At 57.2% G+C, this 570-nt stretch carries 1 pseudogene; it reads left to right on the top strand.

Annotation, left to right across the window (positions count from 1 at the left end):
* Positions 1 to 570 (top strand): annotated as a pseudogene (locus tag RMSM_RS41255) (hypothetical protein); the annotation flags it as partial.

Genomic DNA, 570 nt, shown 5'->3' with positions numbered 1-570 from the left:
AGCAAACCGACGAAGAAACGCCTTCGTCGGCGGTCCCCATCAATTTACGGCGAGGACAGGCACGTCAGCTGTTGATCGGGGATCGTGTCGACATCTTGGAAATCCCGTTTGACGAAGCGGCCTATCGCAATCAAATCCCAGACCGCATCGTCCGCTTTGACGCCAGCCAAGACGATCGAGGAAACGCAAAAGAATTACAATCCGTTACCGTCCAGCGAGCGGGCATCGAGCACGAGTACCAAGTCGATGAGCTGATCGGTTTTGACTTGATTCATTTCCACGGCGGCACCGATGCGAACATCATCACATGGGCACAACAGCGAGATCCGATCGACACGACGGATAACGAACTCTCTCGCTCGTGGTACGCCGACCGCGACCGTTACCTATGCAGCGGCCTGATCAACCCAGGCGGCAGCAACACGCCGCTCTCTGTAGATCCTGTCATCGCTGGCGACGAAGATTCGCACCCCGGCACTCCCGGTTTTGCCATCCGCTTCCATCAGCCCGTCGTCAACGCGGCTGGCCCCGACGTGGTCTTTTTTGAACTTCAGGTGATCATCCATCCCG

The sequence above is a fragment of the Rhodopirellula maiorica SM1 genome, from assembly GCF_000346295.1.
Classification (GTDB): domain Bacteria; phylum Planctomycetota; class Planctomycetia; order Pirellulales; family Pirellulaceae; genus Novipirellula; species Novipirellula maiorica.
Note: the sequence above shows the minus strand (reverse complement) of the source record. Positions and strands in the feature narration are given on the sequence as shown.